The 21,528-nt window shown below is 58.9% G+C and carries 23 protein-coding genes; 12 read left to right on the top strand and 11 right to left on the bottom strand.

Annotated elements, in window-relative coordinates:
• Positions 1-59 precede the first annotated feature (59 nt).
• Complete coding sequence (locus P3G59_RS25150) at positions 60-737, top strand: TetR family transcriptional regulator (protein WP_277759383.1); 678 nt, start codon at positions 60-62, stop codon at positions 735-737.
• Between the two features lie 43 nt (positions 738-780).
• On the opposite strand, the gene P3G59_RS25145 is transcribed toward P3G59_RS25150, so the two are convergent.
• The 4 genes from P3G59_RS25145 to P3G59_RS25130 form a co-directional block, all read right to left on the bottom strand.
• Complete coding sequence (locus P3G59_RS25145; protein ID WP_277759382.1) at positions 781-1,635, bottom strand: shikimate dehydrogenase; 855 nt, start codon at positions 1,633-1,635, stop codon at positions 781-783.
• Between the two features lie 5 nt (positions 1,636-1,640).
• On the bottom strand, positions 1,641-2,081 hold the full coding sequence (aroQ, locus tag P3G59_RS25140; RefSeq protein ID WP_008084592.1) for a type II 3-dehydroquinate dehydratase: 441 nt from the start codon (positions 2,079-2,081) through the stop codon (positions 1,641-1,643).
• A 196-nt stretch (positions 2,082-2,277) separates the two neighbouring features.
• Positions 2,278-3,357 carry a tRNA (uridine(54)-C5)-methyltransferase TrmA gene (gene trmA, locus P3G59_RS25135; protein ID WP_277759381.1) on the bottom strand — a complete coding sequence of 360 codons (1,080 nt, stop codon included), beginning with the start codon at positions 3,355-3,357 and terminating at the stop codon, positions 2,278-2,280.
• Positions 3,354-4,649 (bottom strand): NCS2 family permease, encoded by a 1,296-nt coding sequence (locus tag P3G59_RS25130; RefSeq protein ID WP_277759380.1) that lies wholly within the window; start codon positions 4,647-4,649, stop codon positions 3,354-3,356. Before P3G59_RS25130 ends, trmA begins: the two co-directional genes overlap by 4 nt.
• Before the next feature lie 222 nt (positions 4,650-4,871).
• Between P3G59_RS25130 and P3G59_RS25125 the strand changes: the two genes are divergently transcribed.
• Together P3G59_RS25125 and P3G59_RS25120 are read left to right on the top strand one after the other, a co-directional pair.
• Positions 4,872-5,321, top strand: a complete 450-nt coding sequence (locus tag P3G59_RS25125; protein WP_277759379.1) for a DUF4879 domain-containing protein — start codon at positions 4,872-4,874, stop codon at positions 5,319-5,321.
• Between the two features lie 66 nt (positions 5,322-5,387).
• Positions 5,388-5,939, top strand: coding sequence for a DJ-1 family glyoxalase III (locus P3G59_RS25120; protein WP_277759378.1), 552 nt, complete (start codon positions 5,388-5,390; stop codon positions 5,937-5,939).
• A 6-nt stretch (positions 5,940-5,945) separates the two neighbouring features.
• Here P3G59_RS25120 and P3G59_RS25115 read toward each other — a convergent pair whose 3' ends face one another.
• The 3 genes from P3G59_RS25115 to P3G59_RS25105 all read right to left on the bottom strand — a co-directional run bounded on the left by P3G59_RS25115 (position 5,946) and on the right by P3G59_RS25105 (position 7,849).
• Positions 5,946-6,233: a HigA family addiction module antitoxin gene (locus tag P3G59_RS25115; protein ID WP_277759377.1), complete on the bottom strand. Its 288-nt coding sequence runs from the start codon at positions 6,231-6,233 to the stop codon at positions 5,946-5,948.
• A gap of 14 nt (positions 6,234-6,247) precedes the next feature.
• Positions 6,248-6,526 (bottom strand): type II toxin-antitoxin system RelE/ParE family toxin, encoded by a 279-nt coding sequence (locus P3G59_RS25110; protein ID WP_277762203.1) that lies wholly within the window; start codon positions 6,524-6,526, stop codon positions 6,248-6,250.
• 84 nt (positions 6,527-6,610) lie between these two features.
• Positions 6,611-7,849, bottom strand: a complete 1,239-nt coding sequence (locus P3G59_RS25105) for an MFS transporter (RefSeq protein WP_277759376.1) — start codon at positions 7,847-7,849, stop codon at positions 6,611-6,613.
• 460 nt (positions 7,850-8,309) lie between these two features.
• Between P3G59_RS25105 and P3G59_RS25100 the strand changes: the two genes are divergently transcribed.
• The 3 genes from P3G59_RS25100 to P3G59_RS25090 all read left to right on the top strand — a co-directional run bounded on the left by P3G59_RS25100 (position 8,310) and on the right by P3G59_RS25090 (position 10,996).
• Positions 8,310-9,755: a cytochrome ubiquinol oxidase subunit I gene (locus P3G59_RS25100; protein WP_277759375.1), complete on the top strand. Its 1,446-nt coding sequence runs from the start codon at positions 8,310-8,312 to the stop codon at positions 9,753-9,755.
• Between the two features lie 3 nt (positions 9,756-9,758).
• Positions 9,759-10,766, top strand: a complete 1,008-nt coding sequence (cydB, locus tag P3G59_RS25095; RefSeq protein ID WP_093434736.1) for a cytochrome d ubiquinol oxidase subunit II — start codon at positions 9,759-9,761, stop codon at positions 10,764-10,766.
• Positions 10,767-10,828: 62 nt separating this feature from the next.
• Entirely contained in the window at positions 10,829-10,996 is a 168-nt protein-coding gene (locus P3G59_RS25090; RefSeq protein WP_016773090.1) for a DUF2474 domain-containing protein, read from the top strand.
• Between the two features lie 72 nt (positions 10,997-11,068).
• Here the strand turns inward: P3G59_RS25090 and P3G59_RS25085 are convergent, their stop codons facing one another.
• Positions 11,069-12,193 carry a class I SAM-dependent methyltransferase gene (locus tag P3G59_RS25085; RefSeq protein WP_277759374.1) on the bottom strand — a complete coding sequence of 375 codons (1,125 nt, stop codon included), beginning with the start codon at positions 12,191-12,193 and terminating at the stop codon, positions 11,069-11,071.
• A 177-nt stretch (positions 12,194-12,370) separates the two neighbouring features.
• Positions 12,371-13,084, bottom strand: a complete 714-nt coding sequence (locus tag P3G59_RS25080; RefSeq protein WP_277759373.1) for an autoinducer binding domain-containing protein — start codon at positions 13,082-13,084, stop codon at positions 12,371-12,373.
• A gap of 301 nt (positions 13,085-13,385) precedes the next feature.
• Here P3G59_RS25080 and P3G59_RS25075 point away from each other — a divergent pair, with 301 nt between their 5' ends.
• Complete coding sequence (locus P3G59_RS25075) at positions 13,386-14,162, top strand: ferredoxin--NADP reductase (protein ID WP_277759372.1); 777 nt, start codon at positions 13,386-13,388, stop codon at positions 14,160-14,162.
• A 46-nt stretch (positions 14,163-14,208) separates the two neighbouring features.
• Here P3G59_RS25075 and mscL read toward each other — a convergent pair whose 3' ends face one another.
• Entirely contained in the window at positions 14,209-14,622 is a 414-nt protein-coding gene (gene mscL / locus P3G59_RS25070) for a large-conductance mechanosensitive channel protein MscL (RefSeq protein ID WP_007909770.1), read from the bottom strand.
• A 286-nt stretch (positions 14,623-14,908) separates the two neighbouring features.
• Between mscL and katB the strand changes: the two genes are divergently transcribed.
• Genes katB through radA form a run of 3 tightly spaced genes read left to right on the top strand, consistent with a single transcriptional unit; the run spans position 14,909 to position 18,468 of the window.
• Entirely contained in the window at positions 14,909-16,450 is a 1,542-nt protein-coding gene (katB, locus tag P3G59_RS25065; RefSeq protein ID WP_277759371.1) for a catalase KatB, read from the top strand.
• Positions 16,451-16,509: 59 nt separating this feature from the next.
• Complete coding sequence (locus tag P3G59_RS25060; RefSeq protein WP_277759370.1) at positions 16,510-17,055, top strand: ankyrin repeat domain-containing protein; 546 nt, start codon at positions 16,510-16,512, stop codon at positions 17,053-17,055.
• A 45-nt stretch (positions 17,056-17,100) separates the two neighbouring features.
• The gene (gene radA / locus P3G59_RS25055; protein ID WP_007909773.1) at positions 17,101-18,468 is read left to right on the top strand and encodes a DNA repair protein RadA; all 1,368 of its coding nucleotides are present in this window, start codon (positions 17,101-17,103) and stop codon (positions 18,466-18,468) included.
• A 109-nt stretch (positions 18,469-18,577) separates the two neighbouring features.
• On the opposite strand, the gene P3G59_RS25050 is transcribed toward radA, so the two are convergent.
• Positions 18,578-18,946, bottom strand: a complete 369-nt coding sequence (locus P3G59_RS25050; protein ID WP_277759369.1) for a PilZ domain-containing protein — start codon at positions 18,944-18,946, stop codon at positions 18,578-18,580.
• Positions 18,947-19,106: 160 nt separating this feature from the next.
• On the opposite strand from P3G59_RS25050, the gene P3G59_RS25045 reads away from it, so the two are divergent.
• Together P3G59_RS25045 and P3G59_RS25040 are read left to right on the top strand one after the other, a co-directional pair.
• Positions 19,107-21,173 (top strand): carbon starvation CstA family protein, encoded by a 2,067-nt coding sequence (locus P3G59_RS25045; RefSeq protein ID WP_242206996.1) that lies wholly within the window; start codon positions 19,107-19,109, stop codon positions 21,171-21,173.
• Between the two features lie 15 nt (positions 21,174-21,188).
• Positions 21,189-21,386 carry a YbdD/YjiX family protein gene (locus tag P3G59_RS25040; RefSeq protein WP_003228401.1) on the top strand — a complete coding sequence of 66 codons (198 nt, stop codon included), beginning with the start codon at positions 21,189-21,191 and terminating at the stop codon, positions 21,384-21,386.
• The last annotated feature ends 142 nt before the right edge of the window (positions 21,387-21,528 follow it).

Below are 21,528 nucleotides of genomic sequence, written 5' to 3'. Positions count from 1 at the left end.
CTTCACTGTGCTGCGCGGCCCATAATCGCCGCCTGTGCAGTGATGGCCGTGAGCCCGCAATGACGATGAATACAGAACTTACCGCAGCTCCTGAAGTGTCCGCCGTTGAGCCGCGCAAGAGTCGCAAGAACAACCCGGAAAAGACCCGCGAGAACATCCTGCAGGAGGCGATCGTCGAGTTCGTCCAGCAGGGCTTGTCCGGCGCTCGCGTCGATGCGATCGCCGAGCGTATCCACACCTCCAAACGCATGATCTATTACTACTTCGGCAGTAAGGAGCAATTGTACGTCGAGGTGCTGGAGAAGCTTTACGGTGATATCCGCAGTACTGAAAACCGTCTGCACCTGGCCGAGTTGGCGCCGGTGGAGGCGATTCGCCGACTGGTCGAATTCACCTTCGATCACCACGATCGCAACGTCGATTTCGTGCGCATCGTCAGCATCGAAAACATCCACAACGCTGAATACGTGAAGCGTTCCGATGCGATCAAGGCGATGAACAACACCATCCTCGATTCACTCGGCGAAATTCTGCGTCGGGGTGCTGAAGAGGGTGTGTTCCGTGCTGGGCTCAATGCCCTGGATGTGCATTTGCTGATCAGTTCGTTCTGCTTTTATCGTGTGTCGAACCGGCACACGTTCGGCGAGATCTTCCAGATCGATCTGCCGGATGAAAGCATCAAACAGCGACATCGCGAGATGATTTGCGAATCGGTGCTGCGCTACCTGCAGGCCTGAGGCATTCCATTGTGGGAGCGAGCAGGCTCACTCCCACAGGTTTTCAACCATTCATGCTTTGAAAGTGCGCAAGCATGCGCTGCGCATCCGGCACCACGCCGCTGAACAGTTCAAACGCCTTCACGGCTTGAAACACCGCCATGTTGCCGCCATCCAGGGTCCGGCAACCGAGCGCGCGGGCATTGCGCAACAATTCGGTTTCCAGCGGGAAATACACAATCTCCGCCACCCACAATTCCTTGCGCAACAGCTCAATCGGCACCGGCATGCCCGGTAGTTTGGCCATGCCCATTGGTGTCGTGTTAACCAAACCGTCGGCCAGATTCAGCGTGCTCGGCAGATCGAGCCCGGCCACTGCGCGACTCGAGCCGAAATGCTGATTGAGATTGTTCGCCAGACTTTCCGCGCGTTCACGGTCGACGTCGAAAATGCTCAGTTGCTGTACGCCTTCGCTCAATAACGCGTGGGCCACTGCCGCGCCCGCGCCACCAGCGCCCATCTGGACCACACGCTCACGGGCAGCGTCCTTCAAGCCACGGCGAAAACCCTCGGCGAATCCCAGACAGTCAGTGTTGTGGCCGACGCGTTTACCGTCCTTCAGCACCACCGTATTGACCGCACCAATACCTTTGGCTTCCGGCGACAACTCATCGAGCAGGGGGATGATCGCCTGCTTGCACGGGAACGTGATGTTCAGCCCGGTGTAATTCATCCGTTCGGCCGCCAGCAGCAGGTCGGGCAGGGCACTGCTGTCCATTTTCAGCTGATCGAGATCGATCAATCGGTACAGGTAACGCATGTCCTGCGCATCACCTTCGTGCTCATGCAGCGCTGGCGTGCGCGAGGCCTGAATGCCAGCGCCGATCAGCCCGGCGAGTATCACGTTAGAGCGAGACATGCGATTCACCCCTTCAGCCGCTGACTGAAATGTTCCAGCGCCAGGCGATAGCCATGACTGCCAAAACCGGCCATCACCGCCGTGGCGATTGCCGAGACAAACGAGTGATGACGAAACGGTTCGCGGGCATGGACGTTGGACAGGTGCACTTCGATGACCGGCAACTCACTGGCCACCAGCGCATCGCGGATCGCCACCGACGTGTGCGTCCATGCTGCCGGGTTGATCACGATCCCGGCACAACGACCGCGAGCCGCGTGAATCCAGTCGAGCAGTTCGCCTTCGTGGTTGGTCTGGCGAAACTCCACGGCCAGGCCGAATTCTTCGGCAGCGCGACCGCACAACGCCGAGATGTCCGCCAGGGTTTCGTGACCATAAGTCGCCGGCTCGCGGGTGCCGAGCAGGTTCAGGTTCGGGCCGTTGAGCACCAGAACGATAGGGGGCATGAGGGGGGACTCCACTTATTGTTTTTGGCTTTGGCCGAGGGTTTCAGCCTGTGGAGATAAAATGTACTAGATGGTTACCATGGTCAATTGAACAACAATGGCCTTGGCGTTTTATGTTCGGTGATCGCACAAACAAAAATGAACACCCACAAAAAAGCCGTCAATCACGACGGCTTTCTTGTATTGGCATCTGCACTCAGCGCCGGGTCAGCAACACACCCGATTCCATGTGATGTGTCCACGGAAACTGGTCAAACAGCGCGCACTGGGTAATACGGTGCGTGTCGTGCAACTGGGCGATGTTGGCCGCCAGGGTTTCCGGGTTGCAGGAGATGTACAGGATGTTGTCGAAACGCCGGGTCAGCTCGCAGGTGTCCGGATCCATGCCAGCGCGCGGCGGGTCGACGAAGACGCTGCCGAACTCGTAGCTCTTCAGGTCGATGCCTTGCAGACGACGGAACGGGCGCACTTCGTTGAGTGCTTCGGTCAGTTCTTCGGCGGACAAACGCACCAGCGTGACGTTGTCCACAGCGTTTTCGCTGAGGTTGCTCAATGCGGCGTTGACCGAGGTCTTGCTGATTTCGGTGGCCAGCACCTTGCGCACGCGGGTCGCGAGCGGCAGGGTGAAGTTGCCGTTGCCGCAGTACAGCTCCAGCAGATCGTCGCTGCGATCGCCGAGTGCTTCGTACGCCCAGTTCAGCATCTTCTGGTTCACCGTGCCGTTAGGCTGGGTGAACGCGCCTTCCGGCTGGCGATAGCTGAAGGTGCGACCGCCGACTTCAAGCTTCTCGACCACGTAATCGAGGCCAAGTACTTCGCGTTTGCCCTTCGAGCGGCCAATGATGCTGACGCCCAGATCTGCCGACAATTGGGTCGCAGCGGCATGCCAGTGCGCGTCCAGCGGGCGGTGATAGCACAGGGTGATCATCGCATCGCCGGACAGCGTGGTCAGGAACTCGACCTGAAACAACTTGTGGCTCAACGCCGAACTGGCCTGCCACGCCGCTTTCAGCTGCGGCATCAACTGGTTGATGCGCAGGCTGGCAATCGGGAAGTCTTCAATGAGGATCGGCGTGCGTTTGTCGTCCTGAGCGAACATCGCGTAATGCCGCTCGCCACCCTCGCGCCACAGGCGGAATTCGGCGCGCAGACGGAAGTTCTGCAGCGGCGAGTCGAACACCGTCGGCTCGGGGGCATCGAACGGCGCCAGCAGATCACGCAAGCGCGTGACCTTGGCTTCAAGTTGCTCGGCGTAAGTCTGGGAATCGAATGTCATGCGTTGAACCAACCCAACTTGATCACAAACAGAATCGACAGAATCACCAGCGCCGGGTTCAGCTCACGGGCACGGCCCGACAGCAACTTGATCACGGTCCAGGAAATGAAACCGAACGCGATGCCGTTGGCGATCGAATAAGTGAACGGCATGGCCAGCGCGGTCACCACGACCGGTGCGGCGACGGTGATGTCGTCCCAGTCTATTTCCGCCAGGCCCGACGTCATCAACACGGCGACGAACAGCAGTGCCGGCGCGGTGGCGAAGGCCGGAACACTGGCCGCCAGTGGCGAGAAGAACAGTGCCAGCAGGAACAGCATCGCCACGACGATGGCCGTCAGACCGGTACGGCCGCCCGCACTCACGCCGGCAGCAGACTCGATGTAACTGGTGGTAGTCGACGTACCCAGCAACGAACCGGCCATGGCCGCCGTGCTGTCAGCGATCAGCGCACGCCCCATTTTCGGCATGTGGCCGTCCTTGCCCATCAGGCCGGCGCGCTTGGCGACGCCGATCAGGGTGCCGGAGTTGTCGAACAGGTCGACGAACAGGAAGGCGAAAATCACGCTGACCAGACCGATGTCCAGTGCGCCTTTGATGTCCAATTGCAGGAAGGTCGGGGCCAGCGAAGGTGGCATCGAGGTCACGCCGCCGAACGGGGTGAAGCCCATGGCGATGGACACGATGGTCACCGCGAGGATGCCGATCAGCACAGCGCCACGCACTTTCAGTGCTTCGAGGGCGACGATCAGGGCGAAGCCAAGGGTGGCGAGAATCGGTGCCGGGGCTTTCAGGTCACCGAGGCCGACCATGGTCGCCGGGTTGCTGACCACGATGCCGGCGTTGTGCAGGGCGATCAGTGCCAGGAACAGGCCGATACCGGCAGCAATCGCCGAGCGCAGCGGCAGCGGAATGCTGTTGATGATCCATTCACGGATACGGAGGATCGACAACAGGAAGAAGCACACGGCCGAGATGAACACGGCCCCCAGTGCCACTTGCCAGGTGTGACCCATGTGCAAGACGACGGTGTAGGTGAAGAAGGCGTTCAGACCCATGCCCGGAGCGAGGGCAATCGGGTAGTTGGCGATCAGGCCCATGATCGTCGAACCGATCGCGGCGGCCAGGCAGGTGGCGACAAACACCGCGCCTTTGTCCATACCGGTCTCGCCGAGAATGCTCGGGTTGACGAACAGAATGTAGGCCATGGCCAAGAAAGTCGTGATGCCCGCCAGAATCTCGGTGCGCACGTTGGTGTTGTGTGCCTTGAGTTGAAACAGCCTTTCCAGCATGTCTGCTCCCCGTGGCGCGCGTGGCGCCGTGAATGTATCGACCTCAACAGCAAAGCACAGACCGTCGCAAGCGCCTGAAAAATTGTGGTGGGCCGGAAAAAGCCGCGCATCATACCAGCAGCGTGAGGAATATGGCGGTTGTTGGTGTCGATCGTCGGCGAAGTTTTGCGTTGGAGCCAACTGCGCCATACTGCGCGCTGTTTTTTTCGGGGCGGGACGCACATGAGCTGGTGCTGGATGAAGGTTTTGGGTTTGATTGCCGCGCTGATGGTCGGGATGTCGACAGCCTCGGCGGCATCGGCACCGCCGTTGACGCAAGTGAAAGTCATCAAGGTTCAATCGTCGGCCTGCGGTCTTGAAGACATCGGCGATGGGCAGACGCAGACCCGCTGCAATCACAGCGGCCCGAACATCAAGGTCTACGTGCTCGAAGTCGGCTACGGCAAAAGCCAGCCTCAGGTCACACTGGACGGCTTTGAAGTGAACGGCACCCGTGCCCCGGTGTGTGCCTTTGATAACGGCAACCTGACCGAATGCACCCCCGGTAATAAAACCGTTGGTTCTCTATATACCTTCGATCTGGCGGACAAACAGGAAGGCACCTTCACCTTCAGCAACACGTCAATCAACGCGCCACGCAACACAATGTCGACCCAGCTTTACATCAAGTAACGGCTGCTGCAGCGCGATCCGGTTGAAGCTGACTACGCTTGAAGTATCACCCAGCGGATAGCGCCCATGACCTTTAGAGTCCTGATTACCCTCGCCGAGGGCATCGATGATCTGCAAAGCGTGACCCTGATCGACGTGTTGCGCCGCGCCGCCATTGAAGTTGTCGCCGCCAGCATCGAAGGCCGGCGCATGCTGACCTGCGCTCGCGGCACGCGCCTGACTGCCGACGGCATGCTGGTCGATGTGCTGGCGCAAACCTTCGACCTGATCGTCCTGCCCGGCGGCGCCGTCGGCGCTCAACACCTGGCGGCGCATCAACTGCTGCAACAACTGCTCAAGGATCAGGCCAGCGCCGGCCGCCTGTTCGCCGCCATCGCCGAATCCCCGGCCGTCGCCCTGCAAAGCTTCGGCGTACTGCGCCAGCGGCGCATGACCTGTTTGCCCAGCGCCAGTCATCAACTCTCGGGCTGTACGTTTGTTGATCAACCGGTGGTAGCCGATGGCAACTGCATCACCGCCCAAGGTTCCGGCGCGGCGCTGGAGTTTGCCTTGACGCTGGTCGAGCAACTCGGCGGCAAGGCCTTGCGGGCTAAAGTGGCGGGGGAGTTGCTGGTTTGAAAGGGATCAGGCGTGCGCGGCGATAGGTTCAATCGCCGGTTGCTCCCGATGCTCCGCTTGCCACAGATCATAGTCGGTTTGTACGCCTAGCCACACGCGCGCCTTGCCAATACCGGCACGCTCAAGACGCACAGCCAGATCGGGGCTGATTGGCGCATGTCCGTGTAATACACGTGAAAGATGCGGGCGTGCGAAGCCCAAGTGTCGGGCTAATTCGGTCACGCTGATGCCAAGCTCGGGCAAGACATCCATCAGCAGTGTTTCACCGGGGTGTGGCGGGTTGTGCATGGGCATGAGCCTGCCTCCTGTCAGAGGTAGTCCAGATAATCGACCAATTCGATGTCTGAACCGACAAAACGAAAGATCACTCGCCAGTTGCCTGAAACGCTCAGCGACCAGTACTCCGTCAGCTCACCGTTCAATGGATGCAGGCGCCAGCCCGGAAGATCCAAGTCTGCGGGAATCGTAGCGCGATCCATGAACTGCAGCATGCGCGACAGCCGTTTTGCGTGGTCGGCACGAATCCCGCGAGTCGAACCTGTTTCATAGAAGCCGCGAAGGCCTTTGTGCTGAAAGGATTTGACCATGGGCTCGAGTGTAAGGCGATACATTACACTCAGTGCGGTAACTATGTACCGCACATTTTCAGTCGTCTTGTGCTTTGAAGGTTTTCAGGCCTTCGCCTCTTCCACCAACTCCGTCATCCGGTCTCGTTTGGCCAGCGTCGGGAACAGTTTGATCCACGTCCCCGTCACCACCAGCGTGCCGATCCCGCCCATCACCACCGCCGGCACCGTGCCGAACCAGTGGGCGGTGACACCGGATTCGAATTCGCCCAATTGATTCGAAGCACCGATGAACAGGCCGTTCACCGCGCTGACCCGGCCGCGCATTTCGTCCGGGGTTTCCAGTTGTACGAAAGACGCACGGATGACCATGCTGATCATGTCCGCCGCGCCGAGCACTACCAGCACCGCCAGGGAGAACCAGAACGAGGTCGACAGGCCGAAGGCGATGGTGGCGACGCCGAATACGCCGACCGCGGTGAACATCACCCGGCCGACATTGCGTTCCACGGCAAATCGCGCAAGGAACAGTGACATCGCCAATGCGCCGACCGCCGGTGCCGAACGCAGCAGGCCGAGGCCCCATGGCCCGGTCAGCAGGATGTCTTTGGCGAACACCGGCAACAGCGCCGTGGCCCCGCCGAGCAGTACCGCAAACAAATCCAGCGAAATCGCCCCGAGAATGTCCGGGCGGCTGCGAATGAAACGAATCCCTGCCAGCAACGAATCCAGCGTCGCTTTGCCTTTGTTCAGCGGCGTTTGCCGCGCGGGCAGGTTGAGCATCAGCGTGCAGGCGATCACATAGAGCAGCACCGTCGGGCCATAGACCCAGACGCTGCCGAATGCATAGAGCAAACCGCCCAGCGCCGGGGCGACGATGGTCGCCGACTGCTGCGCCGATTGTGCCGCCGCCACCGCGCGGGGGAATAACGCACTGGGCACGATGCTCGGCAGCAGTGCCTGAGTGGTCGGCATCTCGAACGAACGCGCCGCGCCGAGCAGGAAGGCGAGGATGAAGATCATCTCGCGGGTGACGTGATCGGTGGCGCTGCCGATGGCCAGCGCCAGGGCGATCAACGCTTGTAGCGACTGACAGATTGCGGCGACTTTGCGCCGGTCATAGCGGTCGGCGACATGCCCGGTGTGCAGCATGAACAGCACGCGCGGGGCGAATTCGACCAGCCCGACCAGGCCCAGATCGAGGACGTTGCCGGTCAATTGGTAGAGGTTCCAGCCAATCGCCACGGTGAGCATCTGGAAACCGCTGGCGGTAAAAATCCGCGCGAACCAGAAAGCGAGAAACGGACGATGATGACGTAACAGCAGGGGCGCTTGGCTGGGCATCTGAAGGCAGGTCTGGCTCGAGGGGAATGCCGAGGTTATCACCAGTCTGTAACAGGAAGTTGCTATGACAAAAAATTTAGTTAGGAGGACATCGATTTGTCTGCGGTGCAGATTGATTCTGCTGTTCGGGAATTTGTGTCGTCCTCGGAATCAGTACTGTTTTCCTCGCTTACGACCCGTCGGGGATGTGTGGCAGAGCATTGCCGCAGCAATGAGGCAACTTGTCACGCGGCAAACGACCACGCGGTTCATCGGCAAAAATGGGACTACTCTTTCAACGTTGCTTGATCCAGATCAAGACCCCAGACGGAATTGATCCGGTGGCCAGTTGGCCAGACTCCCTGCGTTGCGATGGTTGTTTAAAAAGAACGAATCAGAATTCGCCGCACTCCATATCCGTGGGGGCAGTGGGTGCAGGCCTCCGGGCCCGCAGCCGGTATTACCTGACAGAGGAAGACTTATGTTCGGTTTAGAGGCACTCGATCTCGCCCGAATTCAGTTCGCGTTCACCATCTCGTTCCACATCCTGTTCCCGGCCATCACCATCGGTCTGGCGAGTTACCTTGCGGTGCTCGAAGGCCTGTGGCTGAAAACCCGCAACGACACCTACCGTGACCTCTACCATTTCTGGTCGAAGATCTTTGCCGTCAACTTCGGCATGGGCGTGGTTTCGGGGTTGGTCATGGCCTACCAGTTCGGCACCAACTGGAGCCGCTTCTCGGACTTCGCCGGTGCTGTCACCGGGCCGTTGCTGACCTATGAGGTGCTCACGGCATTCTTCCTCGAAGCCGGTTTCCTCGGCGTGATGCTGTTCGGCTGGAACAAGGTCGGGCGTGGGCTGCACTTCTTCGCCACGGTGATGGTGGCCATCGGTACGCTGATTTCAACGTTCTGGATTCTCGCTTCCAATAGCTGGATGCAGACCCCGCAAGGCTTTGAAATCGTCAACGGCCAGGTGATTCCCACCGACTGGCTGGCGATCATCTTCAATCCTTCGTTCCCCTATCGCCTGATGCACATGGCGACGGCGGCGTTCGTCGCCACGGCGTTCTTCGTCGGCTCCTCGGCGGCCTGGCACTTGCTGCGCGGCAAGGACAACCCGGCGATCCGTACCATGCTCTCGATGGCGATGTGGATGGCGCTGATAGTTGCGCCGATCCAGGCCGTCATCGGCGACTTCCATGGTCTTAATACCCTCGAGCATCAGCCGGCAAAAATCGCCGCGATCGAAGGTCACTGGGAAAACAAAGGCGACGAAGCCACGCCGCTGATCCTGTTCGGCTGGCCGGACATGAAAGAAGAGAAAACCAAGTTCGCCGTGGAGATTCCGTACCTCGGCAGCCTGATCCTGACCCACTCGCTGGACAAACAGGTGCCCGCGCTCAAGGAATTCCCGCCGCAGGACCGGCCGAATTCGACCATCGTGTTCTGGTCGTTCCGGATCATGGTCGGCCTGGGTTTCCTGATGATCTTCACCGGTTTGTGGAGTCTGTGGCTGCGCAAGCGGGATTCGCTCTACACCTCGCGGCCGTTCCTGTACCTGGCGTTGTGGATGGGGCCGTCCGGCCTGATCGCGATTCTCGCCGGCTGGTTCACCACCGAGATCGGTCGTCAGCCGTGGGTGGTCTACGGCTTGATGCGCACCGCCGATGCTTCTTCCAACCACAGCTTCATGCAGATGAGCATCACCCTGATCATGTTTGTGGTGGTGTATTTCGCCCTGTTCGGCGCGGGCCTCGGTTACATGATGCGTCTGGTGCGCAAAGGGCCGAAGATCAGCGAAGGCGCCGAGACACCGGACGGTGGTCCAGGCAAACAGCGCACACCGGCGCGTCCGTTGTCCGCCGCCGACGATACGGCCGATGCCGATCACGACGACACCCCCAGCCTGACCAAGGAGATTTGAGCCATGGGTATTGATCTTCCGCTGATCTGGGCCGTGATCATCATCTTCGGCATCATGATGTACGTGGTCATGGACGGCTTCGACCTGGGGATCGGGATTCTCTTCCCGTTCATCCCCGGCAAAGTCGACCGTGATGTGATGATGAACACCGTCGCCCCGGTCTGGGACGGCAACGAAACCTGGCTGGTGCTGGGCGGCGCGGCATTGTTCGGCGCATTCCCGCTGGCCTATTCGGTGGTGTTGTCGGCGTTGTACCTGCCGCTGATCTTTATGCTGATCGGCTTGATCTTTCGCGGCGTGGCGTTCGAGTTCCGCTTCAAGGCCAAGGACGACAAGCGTCACCTGTGGGACAAAGCGTTCATCGGCGGCTCGGTCGCGGCGACGTTCTTTCAGGGTGTGGCGCTGGGGGCGTTCATCGACGGCTTGCCGGTGGTCAATCGGCAGTTCGCCGGCGGATCACTCGACTGGCTGACGCCGTTCACGCTGTTCTGCGGCGCGGCGCTGGTGGTGGCGTATGCCTTGCTCGGTTGCACCTGGCTGATCATGAAAACCGAAGGCAAGCTGCAAGAGCAGATGCACAATCTGGCACGGCCACTGGCCTTCGTGCTATTGGCGGTGATCGGTGTCGTCAGTCTGTGGACGCCGCTGGCCCACCCGGAAATCGCCTCGCGCTGGTTCAGCATGCCCAACCTGTTCTGGTTCATGCCGGTGCCGATTCTGGTGCTGGTGACGATGTACGGTCTGATCCGCGCCGTGGCGCGTAACGCCAACTACATGCCGTTCCTGCTGACCCTTGTGCTGATTTTCCTCGGCTATAGCGGTTTGGGCATCAGCCTGTGGCCGAACATCGTACCGCCATCGATTTCGATCTGGGACGCCGCCGCGCCACCGCAAAGTCAGGGCTTCATGTTGGTGGGCACGCTGTTCATCATCCCGTTCATCCTGGGTTACACCTTCTGGAGCTACTACGTGTTCCGCGGCAAGGTCACCCATGAAGACGGTTATCACTGAGCAAAAACCTGCTGCGATGGCGTCGGCAATGGCGCCATCAATCTTGAAGAGGTTTGAAGAAAATGACCGGCAAACATTCTCTGCACGACATTGAAGAAGCTGAAAAAAAACCGCTGTGGCAGCGGCTCGGCTGGTTGGCCCTGATCTGGGTCGGCAGTGTTGGCGTGCTGTTTATCGCCGCCAGCCTGATGCGCATGTTCATGAATGCGGCAGGCCTGACCACGCACTGAAACATCCCCGTCCCGGCGCCTTCGGGTACGGCTTTGCAACCCTCCTCGCGGAGGGTTTTTTTTGCCTGAAGGTTACTTGCGGGCCTTGAGGATCACGAATTTCGGCGTGGCAGCCACTTGCTCGACGCCACGGAACAGCCGCGCCAGTTTGCTGTGGTAACCCAAATGACGGTTGCCGACGATGTACAGCGCGCCACCGACTACCAACGCTTCGCGCGCTTGCTGGAACATGCGCCAGGCCAGAAAGTCACCGACCACCTGCTGCTGATGGAACGGCGGATTGCACAGCACCACGTCCAGCGATTGCGGTTCCTGCCCGGCCAGACCATCGCCGGCACGCACGATCACCTCGCGATCACCCAGCGCTGCGCGCCAGTTCTCGGCAGCCGATTGCACCGCCATGAACGATTCGTCGACCAGCGTGTAATGCGCATCGGGGTTGTGCAGAGCGCTGGCGATCGCGAGAACACCGTTGCCACAGCCCAGATCGGCGACGCGGGCATTGCCCAGGTTTTTCGGCAGATGCGGCAGAAAGGCCCGCGTACCAATGTCCAGGCCTTCGCGGCAGAAGACGTTGGCATGGTTGAGTAATTCAATCGGCGGCTCATCGAGGCGATACCGTGAAGGGTAGGGCGAGACGGCCGCAGCTTTGGCTTCGGGCGTGGCGATCAACAGCCGCGCCTTCTTCACTGCGAGAGAGGCTTGCACCGGGCCGATGTAGCGCTCGAGCAAATCACCGGCGGCGCGGGGCAAGTGCTTGACCATGGCGGCGGCGATCACTTCGGCGCCGGGTGCGAGTTGCCCCTGCAGGCGGATCAGTTGTTCTTCCAGCAGCGCGAGGGTTTTCGGTACGCGGATCAGCACCCGGTCGAACGGTCCGACCAATGGCTCACTGGCGGGAACTCCACGAATGGCATCGAACGCCAGGCCATTGCGCAGCAGGTTTTTTTCCAGCCCCTGAAAACCCAGAAACGAGTCGCCGCTGCTGCTGATCCGGACCTTGCCGAGCAGGCTGGCTGCCAGTGCACCGAAGCTGTCGTTGAGTACCAATACGCGCGTGTCAGCCGTCGGTTGCTGCGCCGCCAGATGGTTGAGCAGGTATTCGTCGGCCGCATCGAATGCCTGCAGCGGTTCGTTCTGCTGTTCGGGCTGGCGGATCAGGTCGAGTTGGGCAAAAGGCGTATCAAGCAAAGGCATCGGGCGGGAACTCAGGGTAATCAACGGGGTGTTCCGCAGCCCTGACGATGTGCGGCGGAACCGACTGAGTGTAATGCAACGCAGAACGTTCACGTCATCACTCAGGAGGGTCGCGAATGGTACGTTTTTTTCTTCGTTATTACCTGCACGTTTTATAGGGGACGCAAGACTGATCGATTAGATGATGCCGGCTCTGGCGGCCGCGATTACTGCGGAAATCTTGTTGCAGACGTTGAGCTTCTCAATGACGTTTTGCACGTGGTAGTTAACCGTGCGTTCGCTCAGGCTGAGTATTTTGGAAATCTCATAGGCCGTTTTGCCTCCCGCGGACAGTTGCAGAACCTCCAGTTCTCGTGGCGAAAGGTGCGGTTGCCGGGGTTTGAGAGACTGTGGCGGCATCGTCCGGGCAAAGAGTTCACTCAGATGACTGGCGGCATAGAACATATAACCAAAATGCTCGTATAGCTCCAAGGGACTGATCGAACAGTGTTTGCGGGCCAGGCTGATAATGCTGCACAAACCGCTGGGCTCATGATGGAATGATTGCGACCAGCCATGTTGCAGTCCATGTTGTTGCAAGCCGTGCCAGAGCTGCGGAGTTTCTGTGAAGACTGACTCGCTCCAGATGATCGGCATCATCGAATGATTGCAGTGTGCTATCAGTGGGTCGATTTTACTGTAACTTTTCTGGTTATATTGGCTGTTCCATTCTTTGGGGTAGTTATTGATTTGTAAGGCATTGAGTTGTAATTCTCGATTGGCTGAGGTCACCGAAACTGCACAAAAATTAAAACCGAGGTTTTCAGCGAATCTCAGCAGAATCGGATAGGCAGCATCTATACCCTTGGCAAAGGTCAGTTGCTTTAACTGCGACTCCTTCCACGTTTCCATTACAGAATCTCCATCGGGGTGCGGGGCGAATGGATCCAAAAGATCCTGCACGCAACGGAGTGTAGGACGTTTCATACAACGGGCATTAAATTTTTTCGATATTGAAGGTGAGAATGTTTTTATAAAAGGTTCTTAGCGATTGGCCGAGTTTGGTATTTAAGTTGTCATCCTAAATTCTAAATACTGAAGTTTTATTAATGAGTTGAATTCCATTCACGTAGGCGAATGGCATTACTCATTGTCGGTGTTTGATGCGGTCGATTTGCGCGACACTGACGGCAATCGTTCAATGGAGTACCCCATGACCGCCAGCGCAGAGAAATTCACCACACAGACGTTGCTCGAGGTACAGCCTTTGACCCCGAGCCTGTTTACCTTGCGAACCAGCCGTGACGCAGGTTTTCGTTTCCGTGCAGGGCAGTTCGCCAGGCTGGGTGTGACCAAAGCCGATGGCAGTATCGTGTGGCGGGCTTATTCGATGGTGTCGTCGCCTTTTGACGAGTTTCTTGAGTTCTTTTCCATCGTGGTGCCGGGCGGTGAATTCACCAGTGAGCTGAGTCGTCTCAGGGTCGGCGACACCTTGCTCGTGGATCGCCAGGCTTTCGGGTATCTGACTCTTGATCGCTTTGTCGACGGCCGCGATCTATGGCTGTTATCGACGGGCACCGGGGTGGCGCCGTTTCTGTCGATTCTGCAGGACTTCGAAGTCTGGGAAAAATTCGAGCGCATCATTCTGGTGTACAGCGTGCGCGAAGCGCGGGAACTGGCGTATCAGCAGTTGATAGCCGGGCTCACGCAGCGTGAATACCTCAGCGAATATGCGCACAAATTGCAGTTCATCGCGACAGTGACGCGTGAAGTGCATCCTGGCGCACTGCACGGGCGCATCACCACATTGATTGAAAACGGTGAACTGGAACGTGCCGCGGGTGTGGCGCTTTCGGTGGAACACTCGCGGGTCATGCTGTGTGGCAATCCGCAGATGATCGATGACACTCGCGCGTTGCTGAAAAAGCGCCACATGAGCCTGAGCCTGACCCGTCGGCCCGGGCAGGTGGCCGTGGAAAACTACTGGTAAACAAACGGCGCCTCGCAGGCGCCGTTGTTTTTATCGTGCACAGCATTCAGGGCCGGGTGTTCTGGGCCTTGAGCAAGTCGCGGATCTCGCCCAGCAACTCTTCTTCCTTGGTCGGAACCGGTGGCAGGGTTGGCGCCACGGCTTCTTCGCGTTTGAGGCGGTTGATGGCTTTGACGCCCATGAAGATCGCGAAAGCGACGATCACGAAGTCCAGAACGCTCTGGATGAACTTGCCATAGGCCAGCATGACCGCGGGCGCATTGCCCTCGGCGGCTTTGAGCGTGATGGCTAAATCACTGAAGTCCACCCCACCGATCAACAGGCCGATTGGCGGCATGATCACGTCACCGACAAACGACGAAACGATTTTGCCGAAGGCGGCACCGATGATGATACCGACGGCCATGTCGACCACATTGCCTTTGACCGCGAAGGCCTTGAACTCGCTTAGCACGCCCATAGTTATTTCCTTGTTACAGATGAGTTTGGTGTACGCAGTGTAAATCAGCAAAACGCGTCCTGCGCGAAACACCTTCTTACAATGCCCGTTTTTATCGACACATCAATCGACGATTAGTTTGCAAAGTGCCATCAATCGCGCGCGAAATATCCCGTAACTCGCTGATCAGGAAGCCAATTTTATCAATCACGGTGTTACGTTCTTTCTATTTATGTTCGACGCCGCAGGCCTCTAGCCTTGGCTTGGCGCATCTGGATGCGCCCCAAAACAACCAGAGGATCCTGATATGAACTCCGCACTTGGACTGGGGGCTTTTCCCCGTCGCCGCACGCTCGGTGTACTCACCGCGAGCCTGCTGACCTTTTCCGTTAACGCAGCGCCGCTGACCCGCGATAACGGTGCAGCGGTCGGCGACAATCAGAACTCGCAGACCGCCGGCGCCAGCGGCCCGGTGCTGCTGCAGGATGTACAACTGATTCAGAAGCTGCAGCGCTTTGATCGCGAGCGTATTCCCGAGCGCGTGGTTCACGCACGCGGTACCGGTGCCCATGGCACCTTCACGGTGACTGACGATCTCAGCGACCTGAGCAAGGCCAAGGTGTTTGCCGCCGGCCAGAGCACGCCGGTATTCGTGCGCTTCTCTGCCGTGGTGCACGGCAATCACTCGCCGGAAACCTTGCGAGATCCACGGGGTTTCGCCACCAAGTTCTACACGGCCGACGGCAACTGGGACCTGGTGGGCAACAATTTCCCGACCTTTTTCATCCGTGACGCGATCAAGTTTCCCGATATGGTGCACGCGTTCAAGCCGGACCCGCGGACGAACCTTGATGACGATTCGCGCCGATTCGACTTCTTCTCCCATGTGCCGGAAGCCACCCGTACGTTGACCGAGTTGTATTCGAACTCGGGAACTCCAGCCAGTTATCGGGAAATGGACGGTAACGGTGTACACGCTTACAAGTTGATCAACGCCAAGGGTGAAGTTCACTACGTCAAGTTTCACTGGAAGAGTTTGCAGGGACTTAAAAATCTGACTCCGGAACAGGTCGCCAAAGTTCAGGGTCAAGACTACAGTCATATGACCAATGATCTGGTGAGCAATATTAATAAAGGTAACTTCCCGAAATGGGACTTGTACATTCAAGTGTTGAAACCACAAGATTTGTCCAAGTTTGATTTTGATCCATTGGACGCCACCAAGATCTGGCCAGGTATTCCTGAACGAAAAGTTGGACAAATGGTGTTGAACCGTAATCCGGCAAATGTCTTCCAGGAAACCGAACAAGTAGCGATGGCACCGGCGAATATTGTCCCGGGTATCGAGCCTTCCGAAGACCGTTTATTGCAAGGCCGAGTGTTCTCTTATGCCGATACGCAAATGTATCGCCTGGGTGCCAATGCCCTGCAATTGCCGATCAATGCAGCGAAAGTTGCCGTGAATAATGGCAATCAGGACGGTGCGATGAACTTCGGCGCCAGCAACAGCGGTGTGAACTATCAGCCAAGCCGTCTGCAACCCCGTGACGAGACGCCAAACGCGCGTTACAGCCAGTTGCCGCTGTCGGGTAGCACTCAACAAGCGAAGATCCAGCGTGAGCAGAACTTCAAGCAGGCCGGCGATCTGTATCGCTCGTTCAGCAAGAAAGAGCGCCGGGACCTGATCGACAGCTTCGGTGGCTCGTTGGCCAGCACCGATGACGAGAGCAAGCACATCATCCTGTCCTTCCTTTATAAGGCTGATCCGGAATACGGCACCGGCGTCACGGAAGTGGCCAAAGGGGACCTGAGCCGGGTCAAGGCGTTGGCGGCCAAACTGGTCGACTGATAACGACGTAGCGCACACGGGGCCTGAGTCAGGCCCCGTTCCGTTCAAGGAGACTGCTGATGCGAATCTGTCTTTTACTGTTAGCCGGTTGCCTGTCTCTCGGGGCATGGGCGGCACCGGTCGAGCAGAGTCCCGATGCGATCAAAGCCCAGTTGCAGGACTACTACTTCGACGCGGCCCGGCGCGGTGATGTGCCGATGCTCGATACGTTCATCGAGTCGGGTTATTCCCTCGACACCCGCGACAGCAAGGGTTACACCGCGCTGATTCTGGCGGCTTATCACGGCCAGGCACCGGCGGTGGAACGTTTGCTCGCTGCCGGCGCCGATGCCTGTGCCCAGGACCAACGCGGCAACACGGCGCTGATGGGGGCGATTTTCAAAGGTGAATTACAGATCGCCCGGCGTTTGATGGCCACCGATTGCAGCCCCGATCAGCGCAACGGCGCCGGACAGACGGCGGCCATGTACGCCGGGCTGTTCAAGCGTCTTGAATTGCTCGATGCGCTGAAGGCCAGGGGCGCTGACCTGAATGCCGAAGATCCGTTGGGCAATAGCGCCGCGCGTCTGGCCAGTGGCGAAATCCGTAGTGCTGCGCCGCGCTGATCGGCAGCACGTGCGTTATCATCGCGGTTTTTGTCGGGGGTTCTGATGGCCAAGGCCAAGCGCATGTACGGCTGCACCGAGTGCGGCGCAACCTTTCCCAAGTGGGCCGGCCAGTGCGGTGAGTGCGGTGCCTGGAACACCCTGACCGAGACCATGATCGAAAGCGGTGGCGCCACGGCACCGACCGGCCGCACCGGCTGGGCCGGGCAGCAGGCTCAGATAAAGACACTGGCCGAAGTCAGCATCGAAGAGATTCCGCGCTTCTCCACCGCTTCGGGTGAGCTGGATCGCGTACTCGGCGGGGGGCTGGTCGATGGCTCGGTGGTCCTGATCGGTGGTGATCCGGGGATCGGCAAATCGACGATCCTGTTGCAGACCCTGTGCAACCTCGCCAAGAGCATGCCAGCGCTTTACGTCACCGGTGAAGAATCCCAACAGCAAGTAGCCATGCGCGCGCGCCGCCTCGGCTTGCCGCAGGATCAACTGCGGGTGATGACCGAAACCTGCATCGAAACCATCATCGCCACGGCCCGTCAGGAAAAGCCCAAGGTGATGGTGATCGACTCGATCCAGACGATCTTCACCGAACAGTTGCAATCGGCACCCGGTGGCGTCTCTCAGGTGCGGGAAAGTGCAGCGCTGCTGGTGCGTTACGCCAAGCAGAGCGGCACGGCGATTTTCCTCGTCGGCCACGTCACCAAGGAAGGCGCGCTGGCCGGCCCCCGCGTGCTCGAACACATGGTCGACACCGTGCTTTATTTCGAAGGCGAGTCCGATGGACGTCTGCGTTTGTTGCGTGCGGTGAAAAACCGTTTCGGTGCGGTCAACGAGTTGGGTGTTTTTGGCATGACCGACAAGGGTTTGAAAGAAGTCTCCAACCCTTCGGCGATTTTTCTCACTCGCGCGCAGGAAGAAGTACCGGGCAGTGTGGTCATGGCGACATGGGAAGGCACCCGCCCGATGCTGGTGGAAGTGCAGGCGCTGGTCGATGACAGCCATCTGGCCAACCCGCGACGGGTGACGTTGGGCCTGGATCAGAACCGTTTGGCGATGTTGCTCGCGGTTTTGCATCGCCACGGTGGAATTCCGACTCACGATCAGGATGTGTTCCTCAATGTGGTCGGTGGGGTGAAGGTGCTGGAGACGGCGTCTGACCTGGCGCTGATGGCGGCGGTCATGTCGAGTTTGCGCAATCGACCGTTGCCGCATGATCTGCTGGTGTTTGGCGAGGTCGGATTGTCTGGAGAAGTTCGCCCCGTGCCAAGCGGTCAGGAGCGTTTGAAGGAAGCGGCCAAGCATGGCTTCAAGCGCGCGATCGTGCCCAAAGGCAATGCGCCAAAGGAATCCCCGCCAGGCTTGCAGATCATCGCCGTCACCCGCCTCGAACAGGCCCTCGACGCCCTTTTTGAATAACCAGACATTCCCTGTAGGAGCTGCCGCAGGCTGCGATCTTTTGATCTTGAAAACAACGTCAAAAGATCGCAGCCTGCGGCAGCTCCTACAGGGCTTCAGCAGTCTATGATCAGATTTCGATCAGGGCACCCAGTTCGCGTTCCAGTTCGGCTTCGTCAGCCAGATTCAGCTCGATCAACCGCCGCAAGCGCTGGATCGATTCCAGGCTGATATGCCGGCAGACAAACCCCAGTTGCCCGTGATCCTCATGGGCCAGATGCACATCCATCTGAATATTCACGTCATCGCTCAGATGAATGTCGACGAAAAAATCCTCTTCCTTATCCCCAAGCCACGGCTCCGGCCGCTCGATCAGCAATCCTTTGAGCGACAGGTCGATCAGCTTGACCGGCCAGATGTACTCGCCCTGACTCAGCTCGGTTCTGGCATCGAACGCAATACGTTTGAAGCGACGACGGTTGGCTGGGTGCTCGCTCATGGCGCAATCCTCCGAAGGTTCGCTGACTATAGACCCGCATTGTTCAAGCGTGCCAGCGTAGACGCGCCGGATAGACCAACGTCGGGGTATGGCCTTTGGCGCCGTAAGCGCTAAACTCGGGGTGGCTGTCTTTCTTGTCCACCCTGGCTGGAATAATAAAATGAAAAATAATAATAGCCTGCTACGCCACTTACCCTGGCTAGTGCTGGCAATCGTAGGAGCGTGCGCCCTGGGCGTAGTGGCATTGCGCCGAGGCGAGGCGATCAACGCCTTGTGGATCGTGGTCGCAGCCGTGGCCATTTATCTGGTTGCGTACCGTTACTACAGCCTGTTCATCGCTAACAATGTGATGCAACTCGATCCGCGTCGGGCCACCCCCGCCGTGCTCAACAACGATGGTCTGGACTATGTGCCGACCAACAAACACATTCTTTTCGGTCACCACTTCGCGGCGATCGCTGGCGCCGGACCTCTGGTCGGCCCGGTATTGGCGGCGCAGATGGGCTACTTGCCCGGCACGCTCTGGCTGATTGCCGGCGTGGTGCTGGCGGGCGCAGTACAAGACTTCATGGTCCTGTTCATGTCGACCCGGCGCAACGGCCGATCCCTGGGCGACATGGTGCGTGAAGAAATGGGCCGGATTCCCGGCACCATCGCCCTGTTCGGCTGCTTCCTGATCATGATCATCATCCTCGCGGTGCTGGCGCTGATCGTGGTCAAGGCGCTGGCGGAGAGCCCGTGGGGTATCTTCACCGTGATGGCGACCATCCCGATCGCGATGTTCATGGGCATTTATATGCGCTACATCCGCCCGGGCCGCATCGGCGAAATTTCCGTGGTCGGCGTGTTGCTGCTGCTCGGTTCGATCTGGCTGGGTGGGCAGATTGCCGCTGATCCGGTGTGGGCCAAGGCGTTCACCTTCACTGGCGTGCAGATTACCTGGATGCTGGTCGGCTACGGTTTCGTCGCGGCTTCGCTGCCGGTGTGGCTGATTCTGGCACCGCGTGACTATCTGTCCACGTTCCTCAAGATCGGCACCATCATCGCCCTGGCGATCGGCATTCTGGTGACCATGCCCGAGCTGAAAATGCCCGCGCTGACCCAGTTCGTCGACGGCACTGGACCAGTCTGGAAGGGCGGTCTGTTCCCGTTCCTGTTCATCACTATTGCGTGCGGTGCGGTTTCCGGTTTCCACGCGCTGATTTCTTCGGGCACCACGCCGAAGCTGTTGGATAACGAAACCAACGCCCGTTACATCGGTTACGGCGGCATGCTGATGGAGTCATTCGTCGCCATCATGGCCATGGTCGCCGCTTCGGTGATCGAGCCTGGCGTGTACTTCGCCATGAACAGCCCGGCCGCCGTGGTCGGCAGTGATGTGGCCTCGGTTGCGCAAGTGGTTTCCAGTTGGGGCTTCGCGATCACGCCGGAAGCGTTGCAAGCAGTGGCGCATGACATTGGCGAAACCACCATCCTGGCCCGTGCCGGTGGTGCGCCGACCCTGGCGGTCGGTATCGCGCAGATCCTGCACAGTGTCCTGCCGGGTGAAAACACCATGGCGTTCTGGTACCACTTCGCGATCCTGTTCGAAGCGCTGTTCATCCTCACGGCTGTCGACGCCGGTACCCGTGCCGGACGTTTCATGCTGCAGGATCTGCTCGGCTCCTTCGTTCCGGCACTGAGACGTACCGAATCGTGGACCGCCAACCTGATCGCCACCGCCGGTTGTGTGGCGATGTGGGGCTGGTTGCTGTATCAAGGCGTGATCGATCCACTGGGCGGCATCAACACCCTGTGGCCGCTGTTCGGTATCTCCAACCAGATGCTGGCCGGTATTGCGCTGATGCTCGGCACCGTGGTCCTGATCAAAATGAAGCGTCAGCGCTACATTTGGGTCACCCTGCTGCCAGCCGCCTGGCTGTTGATCTGCACCACGACTGCCGGTTTCATCAAGCTGTTCGATGCCAACCCGGCGATCGGCTTCCTGTCGCTGGCGAAGAAATACAGCGATGCGCTGGCCAATGGTCAGGTGCTGGCACCGGCAAAAAGCGTCGAGCAGATGCAGCACGTGATCTTCAACGCCTACACCAACGCAACGCTTACCGCGCTGTTCCTGTTCGTGGTCTTCAGCATCCTGTTCTACGCACTCAAGGTCGGCATCGCCGCCTGGGGCAAAAAAGAGCGTACGGATAAAGAATCGCCATTTCAGGCCCTGCCGGACGCGTAACCAGAGGATTGCACCATGTTCAATGACCTGAGTCGCCTCGGTAAATACCTCGGTCAGGCCGCGCGCCTGATGGTCGGCATGCCCGACTACGACACCTACGTCGAGCATATGCAAACCAAGCACCCGGACAAACCGGTGATGAGCTACGAGATGTTCTTCCGTGAACGTCAGGAAGCCCGTTACGGTGGCAAGGGTGGGCCGAAGTGCTGTTGAGCTGACAGCCTGCGGTTGAGGTAATCCCCCTGTGGGAGCGAGCCTGCTCGCGAATACGGAGTGTCAGTTGATACATGGGTGACTGACACACCGCTTTCGCGAGCAAGCTCGCTCCCACATTTGTTTTTGTGTTGTTCATTCA

The sequence above is a fragment of the Pseudomonas sp. A34-9 genome (assembly GCF_029543085.1).
Taxonomy (GTDB): domain Bacteria; phylum Pseudomonadota; class Gammaproteobacteria; order Pseudomonadales; family Pseudomonadaceae; genus Aquipseudomonas.
This window is presented reverse-complemented; position numbering and strand designations above follow the sequence as displayed.

Excerpts from the sequence above, each read along its gene's own strand:
- P3G59_RS25150 (WP_277759383.1), top strand. The coding sequence starts at position 60 with ATGACGATGAATACAGAACTTACCGCAGCTCCTGAAGTGTCCGCCGTT.
- P3G59_RS25110 (WP_277762203.1), bottom strand. The coding sequence starts at position 6,526 with ATGGTCAAATCCTTTCAGCACAAAGGCCTTCGCGGCTTCTATGAAACA.
- P3G59_RS25115 (WP_277759377.1), bottom strand. The coding sequence starts at position 6,233 with ATGCCCATGCACAACCCGCCACACCCCGGTGAAACACTGCTGATGGAT.
- P3G59_RS25075 (WP_277759372.1), top strand. The coding sequence starts at position 13,386 with ATGACCGCCAGCGCAGAGAAATTCACCACACAGACGTTGCTCGAGGTA.
- P3G59_RS25050 (WP_277759369.1), bottom strand. The coding sequence starts at position 18,946 with ATGAGCGAGCACCCAGCCAACCGTCGTCGCTTCAAACGTATTGCGTTC.
- P3G59_RS25100 (WP_277759375.1), top strand. The coding sequence starts at position 8,310 with ATGTTCGGTTTAGAGGCACTCGATCTCGCCCGAATTCAGTTCGCGTTC.
- P3G59_RS25060 (WP_277759370.1), top strand. The coding sequence starts at position 16,510 with ATGCGAATCTGTCTTTTACTGTTAGCCGGTTGCCTGTCTCTCGGGGCA.
- P3G59_RS25080 (WP_277759373.1), bottom strand. The coding sequence starts at position 13,084 with ATGGAAACGTGGAAGGAGTCGCAGTTAAAGCAACTGACCTTTGCCAAG.
- P3G59_RS25130 (WP_277759380.1), bottom strand. The coding sequence starts at position 4,649 with ATGCTGGAAAGGCTGTTTCAACTCAAGGCACACAACACCAACGTGCGC.
- cydB (WP_093434736.1), top strand. The coding sequence starts at position 9,759 with ATGGGTATTGATCTTCCGCTGATCTGGGCCGTGATCATCATCTTCGGC.
- P3G59_RS25045 (WP_242206996.1), top strand. The coding sequence starts at position 19,107 with ATGAAAAATAATAATAGCCTGCTACGCCACTTACCCTGGCTAGTGCTG.
- P3G59_RS25120 (WP_277759378.1), top strand. The coding sequence starts at position 5,388 with ATGACCTTTAGAGTCCTGATTACCCTCGCCGAGGGCATCGATGATCTG.
- P3G59_RS25085 (WP_277759374.1), bottom strand. The coding sequence starts at position 12,193 with ATGCCTTTGCTTGATACGCCTTTTGCCCAACTCGACCTGATCCGCCAG.
- P3G59_RS25145 (WP_277759382.1), bottom strand. The coding sequence starts at position 1,635 with ATGTCTCGCTCTAACGTGATACTCGCCGGGCTGATCGGCGCTGGCATT.
- P3G59_RS25090 (WP_016773090.1), top strand. The coding sequence starts at position 10,829 with ATGACCGGCAAACATTCTCTGCACGACATTGAAGAAGCTGAAAAAAAA.
- mscL (WP_007909770.1), bottom strand. The coding sequence starts at position 14,622 with ATGGGCGTGCTAAGCGAGTTCAAGGCCTTCGCGGTCAAAGGCAATGTG.
- P3G59_RS25125 (WP_277759379.1), top strand. The coding sequence starts at position 4,872 with ATGAGCTGGTGCTGGATGAAGGTTTTGGGTTTGATTGCCGCGCTGATG.
- P3G59_RS25105 (WP_277759376.1), bottom strand. The coding sequence starts at position 7,849 with ATGCCCAGCCAAGCGCCCCTGCTGTTACGTCATCATCGTCCGTTTCTC.
- aroQ (WP_008084592.1), bottom strand. The coding sequence starts at position 2,081 with ATGCCCCCTATCGTTCTGGTGCTCAACGGCCCGAACCTGAACCTGCTC.
- trmA (WP_277759381.1), bottom strand. The coding sequence starts at position 3,357 with ATGACATTCGATTCCCAGACTTACGCCGAGCAACTTGAAGCCAAGGTC.
- katB (WP_277759371.1), top strand. The coding sequence starts at position 14,909 with ATGAACTCCGCACTTGGACTGGGGGCTTTTCCCCGTCGCCGCACGCTC.
- radA (WP_007909773.1), top strand. The coding sequence starts at position 17,101 with ATGGCCAAGGCCAAGCGCATGTACGGCTGCACCGAGTGCGGCGCAACC.
- P3G59_RS25040 (WP_003228401.1), top strand. The coding sequence starts at position 21,189 with ATGTTCAATGACCTGAGTCGCCTCGGTAAATACCTCGGTCAGGCCGCG.